Raw genomic sequence first — 8,526 nt, 5'->3', positions numbered from 1 at the left:
TACAATTCGCATTACAACCACTAACTAACCTTGAAGGTCAGTTAAAAAACGAACCATATAAACATGTAATGCATACAGATCAAGGATGGCACTACCGGCATAATGCTTGGCAAAACAAGTTAAAACAAGAACGATTAGTTCCCAGTATGTCACGGCGGGCAACCTGCCTGGATAATGCTTGTATTGAAAGTTTCTTTAATAAACTAAAGGTTGAATTAGATGATTTGAAACAATACAATTCCGCTAAGGAATTGATTACAGCTATCAAAAAGTGGATTAATTACTACAACCAGACTCGTATTCAAATGAAACTAGGCGGCTTGTCACCGATAAATTATCGACTCCAAGCCGCCTAGAAAGACAACTAAATATTTACTTTAACTTTAGGGGTACACCTCATAGCTCGGTGCTTTTTATTCATCTAATCTTTTCAAATCTTCAACGTATTCTAAGGTTACCCGATTTCTTAAATAGGCAACGTCAAAATATAATTGCGTTTCCATTAACCACATATCTGTAATGGCAAAATATTGGGAGGAATCAATGCTTTTTAAATCATTATCTATTCCGAATTGATTTAATGAACTTTCCAACTTTGATTTAACGATGGGCAAATCATTTTTTGCTACGTTTACAGCATCCACGTGATATTCGAAGGCCATTACCCCTCTTCCCCAAACACCAGCATTATAACTAGATATAATTGTGGAATCGCTAGCAATCAAATTCTGCTGCTTAACAGCATAATTAGTAGCCGCGTCTACAATTGGTTGAGTCTTAAGACTTAAACGTTTAGTCTGACGATTAACAACAAAATAATGAATGCCAAAATAAACTAAAATGGCTAAAATTAAACCAACGACTACTTCCATAAAAAGATCCATAACCTTGCCCCCAAATCTTTATTTATTATCAACCATTCTACCATGTTATCGGTAAAATAATTGCCGACACGATTTCTATACTTATTTACAACATTATGGTACAGTATTACTATCAGTTGTGTTTTCACAACCACTCGAACGAACTGAAACTAATTAACTATTAAAGGAGCTACACCATGATTTTCAAAGTATTATACCAAAAAGACAAGATTGAAACTCCTCGTCGAGAAACCACGCTATCTTTATATTTAGAAGCAGAAACTGAAGTAGACGCAAGAAGTTTGGTTCAAGAAAATACTGATTATAATATTGAATATATTGAACCTCTTCAAGGACAACATTTAGAATATGAACAACAATCACCAGATTTTAAATTAACGGAGTTTAACTAAACATGAAAAAATTAAACGTCAAGAATAACGAAGCCGCGATTTACGGCGTCGGTGGTCTTGGCGAAATCGGTAAAAACACCTATGGAGTACAATTTCAAGATGAAATTATCTTGATTGACGCCGGAATTAAGTTTCCAGAAGATGATCTGTTAGGTGTTGACTATGTTATTCCGGACTATCAATACCTTGTTGATAATAAAGAAAAAATCAAAGCCTTAGTTATTACCCATGGTCATGAAGACCACATTGGGGGGGTTCCTTACCTCTTAAAGACTTTAAATGTACCGATTTACGCCGGACCACTTGCAATGGCCTTAATCAAAAATAAACTAGAAGAGCACGGACTTTTAAATTCAGCCGAACTTCATGAAATTGGCGAAGACACGGTTCTTAAATTTAGAAAAACCAAAGTGACCTTCTTTAGAACCACCCATTCCATTCCTGATACTTTAGGAATTGCCGTCCATACCCCCGTGGGAGTAATTGTTGAAACTGGAGACTTTAAGTTTGACTTAACTCCCGTAACTAATATGCCACCTAATCTTCAAGCAATGGCTAAGCTAGGTGAAGAAGGCGTTTTGTGTTTAATGTCTGATAGTACTAACGCCGAACGCCCTGTTTGGACCAAATCAGAAAAATGGGTTGCTAATTCTATTGAACGTATCTTTGATCAAATCGAAGATCGAATCATTTTTGCTACTTTTGCTTCTAATATTTCTAGAATTAAAAGTGCCTGCGACAATGCATTAGCTCATGGAAGAAAAATTGCAGTCTTTGGGCGAAGCATGGAAGCAGCTATTAATAATGGTTTAGAATTAGGTTACCTAAATATTCCTGCTGATGCTTTTGTCGATTCTTCTGATTTACAATCATTGCCAGCAAATAAAACTATGATTTTATGTACTGGCTCTCAAGGTGAACCGATGGCTGCATTATCTAGAATTGCTAATGGTACTCACCGTCAAATCGCCATTCAACCTGGTGACACGGTTATTTTCTCAAGTAATCCTATTCCAGGTAATACTACTAGCGTTAATGCGGTCATCAATAAGCTTGAAGAAGCCGGCGCTAACGTTATCCATGGTAAAGTCAATAACATTCATACTTCTGGTCATGGTGGCCAAGAGGAACAAAAGTTAATGTTACGTTTGATGAAACCTAAGTTCTTCATGCCTATTCATGGTGAATACCGGATGCTGAAAATTCATACTGAATTAGCTGAACAATGTGGAGTTCCTTTGGAAAACAGCTTCATCATGCAAAATGGTGATGTTCTTGCCCTTTCAAAAGATACGGCTCGCATTGCCGGTCATTTCCAAGCTGGCGATGTTTACATTGATGGTAACGGAATTGGCGATATTGGTAGTATTGTCCTTCACGATCGTCAATTACTTTCTGAAGAAGGAATTGTCATTGTAGTGGCAACTATCAACCTTGAAAATGAAGAAATTCAATCCGGACCTGACATCTTATCTCGCGGATTTGTTTATATGCGTGAATCTGGCGAGTTACTAGATGAAGGTCGCCGACTTGTTTTCCGAACTATTCGTAAAGAAATGCATGCTAAAAAGCCTACTGAAGCTTCTATCCGTAGTGCTATAATTGATGATTTACAAGAATTCTTGTTTGACAAAACTGAGCGGCATCCGCTAATTTTACCGATGTTGATTATGAATAATCACGTCGCAAAATAGTTATCATTAAGCTTTAAAAGCTGTTGAACATATTTTGTTCTTCAGCTTTTATTATTTTTAATTACGGAGGATACGATAATGCAAACTAAATTTTACATCATCGTAAACGAAGCTGCTGGTGGCGGTAAAGTCCGACAAGAATGGCCTAAAATTAAGACCGAACTTAACACTTTAACCATAAATTATCAGTTTCAAAAAACTATTTACTCTGGTCATGCTATCAAGTTGGCATACGATTTATGCGCATCCATAAAAAGCAATGACAAAAAACAAGCGATTATACTAGCTATCGGTGGTGACGGTACCCTTCATGAAACTTTAACCGGTGCCAAAAATTATTTTGCTGCTCATCTAAAAGAATCACCTATTCCAATTGCTTATCTTTCCATCGGTTCAGGTAATGATTTTGCTAGAGCAGCTGGTCTTTCTCTTAATTGGAAAACCGCCCTTCACCAAATCCTTGACTGCCAACAAGCTAACCCCATCAGTATTGCCAGCTTTAATAATCACCAAGATAACGAATCGGGTTACTTTGTTAATAACTTTGGAATTGGTTTTGACGCTACCATTGTTTCAAAGGCCAACCATTCCAAAATAAAAAAGCACCCTTTTTTAGGTCAATTTAGTTATATTTTTGCAATTTTAGGGGTATTAACGTCCTTTAAGGCGTTTCCCCTCAAATTAACCACCAACGATCAAACCATTACTTATCCAAAAGCATTTCTGGTAACTACTTCTAATCATCCTTATTTTGGTGGTGGAGTCAAAATCTTACCTCAAGCATCTATTTTTAAATCTAATTTAGAATTAATTATTGTAGAAAAACCATCATTATTTCAATTGATTTTATTTTTAATTATGTTACCTTTAGGAAAACACTTGAAGCTAAAATTTGTTCATCACCTAGTAAGTGATCAATTTCGTTTAACCACCAATACTGCTCAATTCGGCCAAATCGATGGCGAGGAAACCGGTGATCGCGTTTTTGATATTTCTTTTGGGGTTACGACTTACCCCTTTTGGCTTAAATAATCTATAAATGAGGTATTTAGTGTTATGTATTCCACAAGATATTTACTATTCCAATCAGTAACGGCTGTTGCCATCGGAGATGCTTTAGGAGTCCCCTATCAATTTAAAAGCAGGGACTTTTTTTTAAAGCACCCAATTAGCAAAATGGAAGGCTATAAAACCTTTAACGTTCCCGCCGGGACTTGGTCGGATGATACCTCTTTAACAATTGCTGCTTTAACCAGTCTTTCGCTTGGCTTAAATTACTATGATATGATGGCTCGTTTTTCTCAATGGTATTACTTTGGTGATTATACGCCCTATGGTAAATCATTTGACATTGGTCGAACCACTCAACAAGCAATCGAACGTTTTGCATCTGGAGTTGCTCCTTTACAATGTGGGGGCAGCGATGAATTTGACAATGGCAACGGTGCGTTAATGCGTATTGTTCCTATTGCATTTTACATTGTTTCTCTTCCAGGAAGCTACAAATTCAATGATCAAGCAGCTAAACTTATCCATGATTACTCTTCATTAACTCATCGTCATCCAAGAAGTTTGGTGGCAGCTGGAATTCTAGCTAATGCAGCAATTAGATTAATTCAAAATTCTAATCAGTACACAATGCTTGCAGCGATTAGAGAAGCATTAAAGTACTACAAAGCACAACCTCAGTTTAAGGACCAACTAATTTACTTTAAGCATCTAGGTGAATTATCTTTTTACAAACAACCCGAAGAAGCAATTGAAAGCTCCGGTTACGTAGTCGACACGTTAGATTCCGTTTTCTGGTGTTTAATGAACTCAGAACAATTCTATGCAGCAGTAAAAAAAGCCGTTAACTTGGGTAATGATGCTGACACCATTGGTTCAATTACAGCCATGCTAGCGTCGTTGCTCTATGCACCCGTATCTTTTCCAAAGGAATGGTTAGATGTGCTTAAAGGCCGTAACCAAATTAAAAGTAGTGTTTCTCACGCTTTACTTTCTCCAGAATTTTAGATTAAAAAAAGGACTAACTTTTTATTAAAGTTAGTCCTTTTTATTAATCTTCAGAAGCTTCCATAGCTTCTAAAATCATATTTAGTTGAGCACATTTTCTGGTTAATTCATTCATCTCATCGCCAAATTGTGGTTGAATAACGATGGTTTCATCAGTCGCCGGACATGCCGATTGAGCCTCTTTAGACTTCAAATCATTAAGTTTATCGGTAGCTGCAACGTATTCTTCTAAAATTTCTGTCTTATTACTCATTGTCATTTGCTCCCTTAAGTAAAATGAAGTTTTCTCACCTAAAAGATAACACTTCCATTGATTTTTGTTAATCCTCATTTCGAGAACTAACTAACGACAAGAATTCTATCAAATTGTTCTCCAGAATGCAACAATCAGTTTTTATTTTTTGTAAGTAGCATTAATTTGGTCGGTAGTAGGGATTGATGGCAAAGCCCCCATAGATTGAACAGTAATAGAAGAAGCCTTTTGAGCATAGGTCAAAGCGTCTGCAATATTACTTAAATCACCTTTCAATTGAGAGCAAAGAGCTCCAATAAAAGTATCTCCAGCAGCAGTAGTATCAACAGCATCTACTTTAAAGGCTGGTACAAAGCCGTGAGCAGCTTCTGTAGAGTAATAAGCACCCTTATCCCCAACAGTGATAATCAAGTTCTTAACACCCATTTTTTGGAATTTAGCGGCATTGGCATCCATTGATGCTTCATCAGTAACTTCAATACCAGTTAAAGTAGCACTTTCAGTTTCGTTAGGAATAACTAAATCCGTCACCGCAAGTAATTCTGGCATAATAGTTGCAGCTGGAGCTGGATTTAAAACAGTCACCACTCCATTATCCTTAGCAATCTTAAAGGCTTCTAAAGTTCGTTCTTGAGGAGTTTCAAATTGAGCTACAATAAAGTCTGCTGATTTAATTAACTCTTCAGCTTGCTTAATTACGGCGCTACCCATACTTTGGTTAGCTCCACCATAAACCATGATACTGTTTTGGCCATTTTCATCTAGCAAAATTACGGCAGAACCAGTACCTTGATCTTCTACAACGTTAATGTGAGCAGTGTCAATTCCATTGTCTTTCAATGCTTTAATCATCATTTGACCAGATTGATCATCACCAACTTGACCAATAAAACAAGTATTGGCATCAGAGCGGGCTGCAGCTACGGCTTGATTAGCGCCCTTACCACCAGGTGAGCTAGTTTTACTTTGAGCAGAAATAGTTTCACCAGGTTGAGGCATGTTAGCAACATGCAAAGTGGTGTCAACATTTAGGCTTCCTAAAACAACGACTGTATTTTTCATAGAAATTATTCCTCTTTTGCATTCATCTTTAGTATTGAAAACGTTTAATTAAAACCTTTCACCTAAATTTTATCAGAATCGTGAAAAAGTTACAATCCCTCACTCTATTTAATTTTACGAACACTTTTGCGTTCAACTAAGTTAATTGGTAACGTAACGTGCTGAGGTGCATTATTGCGGTTTTTAATTCGATCAATAATTAATTTGGCTGCCGTTTCACCCATTTCAAATGCTGGTTGATTAATTGTAGTAAGCGCAGGAATCATATATTCCGCCATATCAATATTGTCATAGCCCATAATTGAAATATCTTCAGGAACTTTGAGACCTAAATTATTAAACCCGCGGTTCAGTCCAATAGCAATTTCATCATTAATAGCAAATACCACCGTGGGCTTAGCTTCCCAAATGGCAGCACTAATGTCTTCGCCGCCTTTTTTAGACAATTGAGTGGTAAAAATTAGATCCTTTGGCACTGGTATTTGTAATTCTTTCATTCTTTCTAAAAAGCCATCCAAACGGTGTTCTAAATTCAGGGTTAATTCTGAGGTGATAACCACGGCTACTTTTTCGTGCCCCATTTGGTGTAAATAATCCGCAACCATTTTACCTCCCTGTTCATTTTGCATATCAACTTCGTCTCCCTTTTCAGGTCGACTTCGATCAATTAATAAATAAGGTAACCCGTTTTGTTGTAACATGTGATCAATCTGGTTAACATCTTCAACCGCTGAAGCAATAATCATTCCATCAGCAGCTCGTCGAATGGCTTCTAACATGTAGTGTCCAGCAATTTTAGGACTGTCATCTGAACCAAAAATTAGCGGGGTATATCCTTGGCTCATCCCGTAAGCTTCAATACCTCGATTAAATTCAGCAAAAAATGGATTATTTAAGTTAGGAACTAGCACACCAATAGTTTGACCAGATCTACGAATCAAACTTTGGGCATTAAAATCAGGAACATAACCCATTTCTTTTTGAAGTTCTTTTACTCGCTTTACCGTTTTATCACTAAAGCGTTCCTCTTTTCCGTTTAAGATCTGTGAAACGGTGGTAACAGAAACGTTAGCGCGTTTAGCTAAATCAGTAATGGTCACTTTTTTTATCATGTGGCATTCTCCGTTCAAAGAAATTCTTGTTAACATTATAACAAATTAAAAAGACCGTAATTGCTAAAAAATTAACTTTCCGGTCTTTTTTCTATTCTTATTATCGTTTAATTAGCCCAAAACAATTTTATCGATGGCTTCTAATTCGTCAGAAGTAAAGTCCAAGTTATCCATTGCCTTAATATTATCTTGTAAATGTTCTACCTTAGAAGCTCCAGTAACCACACTTACTACCGTCGGATCGTTTAACAACCAAGCCGTAGCCATTTGAGCCAAAGATTGCCCCCGATTTTGAGCAATATCATTTAATTGATTTAATTTAGCCTTTAAATCGTTAGCACCACCACTTAGTACACCACTATTAGTTGGATGTAACTTCATGTCTGCTGGTAAATCATTGAGGTATTTGTCAGTTAATAAACCTTCAGCTAATGGTCCGTATGCAACGACAGCCTTTTGTTCTTCTCTAAGTAAATCTACTACGCCGTCTTCTTTAACATCCCGATTTAACATGTTATAGGACAATTGGTTAACAGCAAATGGCGTATGCAGTTCCTTAAAGTAATTAATCATTTCTGCAGTTTGTTCTTTATTGTAGTTTGAAATTCCAACGTATAAAGCTTTACCTGATTTAACAATATCATCTAAAGCCACGGCAGTTTCTTCCAAACTAGTATTAGGATCAAAGCGATGACTGTAAAAGATATCAACATAATCTAGGTTCATCCGTTCCAAACTAACATCAATAGCATTCATCAATGTTTTACGACCAGAAAATGAACCATAAGGTCCAGGCCACATATGATAGCCTGCTTTAGTAGTAACTACTAATTCGTTTCGGTAAGGTTTCAAGTTAGCCTTATAAACTTCACCAAACATTCTTTCTGCAGCACCAGAACCAGGACCATAGTTGTTGGCAAGATCAAAACTGAAAATTCCAGAATCAAATGCATCTAAAATAACTCGTTCACTGTCACTATAGTTAGCATCATCACCAAAACTGTGCCACATTCCAAAAGAAATTCCTGGTAGTTGTAAGCCTGTATTGCCTGCTCGGCGAATAGTTGCTTTTTCATAACGATCATCGTTTGCTTTATACATCTTGCTTCCTCC

General features: G+C 36.8%; 10 protein-coding genes. 5 read left to right on the top strand and 5 right to left on the bottom strand.

What is annotated here, in order from left to right; genetic code table 11:
• Window positions 1-356, top strand: a 356-nt coding sequence (locus tag OXT66_RS08900) for an IS3 family transposase (protein WP_268597001.1), incomplete at its 5' end; no start/stop codon positions are given.
• Between the two features lie 57 nt (window positions 357-413).
• On the opposite strand, the gene OXT66_RS08895 is transcribed toward OXT66_RS08900, so the two are convergent.
• Window positions 414-884, bottom strand: coding sequence for a hypothetical protein (locus OXT66_RS08895; RefSeq protein WP_268597000.1), 471 nt, complete (start codon window positions 882-884; stop codon window positions 414-416).
• Between the two features lie 176 nt (window positions 885-1,060).
• Between OXT66_RS08895 and OXT66_RS08890 the strand changes: the two genes are divergently transcribed.
• From OXT66_RS08890 to OXT66_RS08875, 4 genes are all read left to right on the top strand, one after another.
• The gene (locus OXT66_RS08890) at window positions 1,061-1,276 is read left to right on the top strand and encodes a DNA-directed RNA polymerase subunit epsilon (protein ID WP_268596999.1); all 216 of its coding nucleotides are present in this window, start codon (window positions 1,061-1,063) and stop codon (window positions 1,274-1,276) included.
• A 2-nt stretch (window positions 1,277-1,278) separates the two neighbouring features.
• Complete coding sequence (rnjA, locus tag OXT66_RS08885; RefSeq protein ID WP_268596998.1) at window positions 1,279-2,970, top strand: ribonuclease J1; 1,692 nt, start codon at window positions 1,279-1,281, stop codon at window positions 2,968-2,970.
• A 78-nt stretch (window positions 2,971-3,048) separates the two neighbouring features.
• Window positions 3,049-4,002, top strand: a complete 954-nt coding sequence (locus tag OXT66_RS08880) for a diacylglycerol/lipid kinase family protein (RefSeq protein WP_268596997.1) — start codon at window positions 3,049-3,051, stop codon at window positions 4,000-4,002.
• Window positions 4,003-4,026: 24 nt separating this feature from the next.
• Complete coding sequence (locus OXT66_RS08875; protein ID WP_268596996.1) at window positions 4,027-4,986, top strand: ADP-ribosylglycohydrolase family protein; 960 nt, start codon at window positions 4,027-4,029, stop codon at window positions 4,984-4,986.
• Between the two features lie 43 nt (window positions 4,987-5,029).
• Here OXT66_RS08875 and OXT66_RS08870 read toward each other — a convergent pair whose 3' ends face one another.
• From OXT66_RS08870 to OXT66_RS08855, 4 genes are all read right to left on the bottom strand, one after another.
• Entirely contained in the window at window positions 5,030-5,239 is a 210-nt protein-coding gene (locus OXT66_RS08870; RefSeq protein ID WP_054670937.1) for a hypothetical protein, read from the bottom strand.
• Between the two features lie 141 nt (window positions 5,240-5,380).
• A complete protein-coding gene (rbsK, locus tag OXT66_RS08865) occupies window positions 5,381-6,301 on the bottom strand; it encodes a ribokinase (protein ID WP_268596995.1) in 921 nt (306 codons plus the stop codon).
• A 104-nt stretch (window positions 6,302-6,405) separates the two neighbouring features.
• Entirely contained in the window at window positions 6,406-7,413 is a 1,008-nt protein-coding gene (rbsR, locus tag OXT66_RS08860; protein WP_268596994.1) for a ribose utilization transcriptional repressor RbsR, read from the bottom strand.
• A 111-nt stretch (window positions 7,414-7,524) separates the two neighbouring features.
• Window positions 7,525-8,514, bottom strand: a complete 990-nt coding sequence (locus tag OXT66_RS08855) for an aldo/keto reductase (protein WP_268596993.1) — start codon at window positions 8,512-8,514, stop codon at window positions 7,525-7,527.
• Window positions 8,515-8,526 lie beyond the last annotated feature (12 nt).

The sequence above is a fragment of the Lentilactobacillus senioris genome, assembly GCF_026798195.1.
GTDB classification, from domain to species: Bacteria; Bacillota; Bacilli; order Lactobacillales; family Lactobacillaceae; genus Lentilactobacillus; species Lentilactobacillus senioris_A.
Note: the sequence above shows the minus strand (reverse complement) of the source record. Positions and strands in the feature narration are given on the sequence as shown.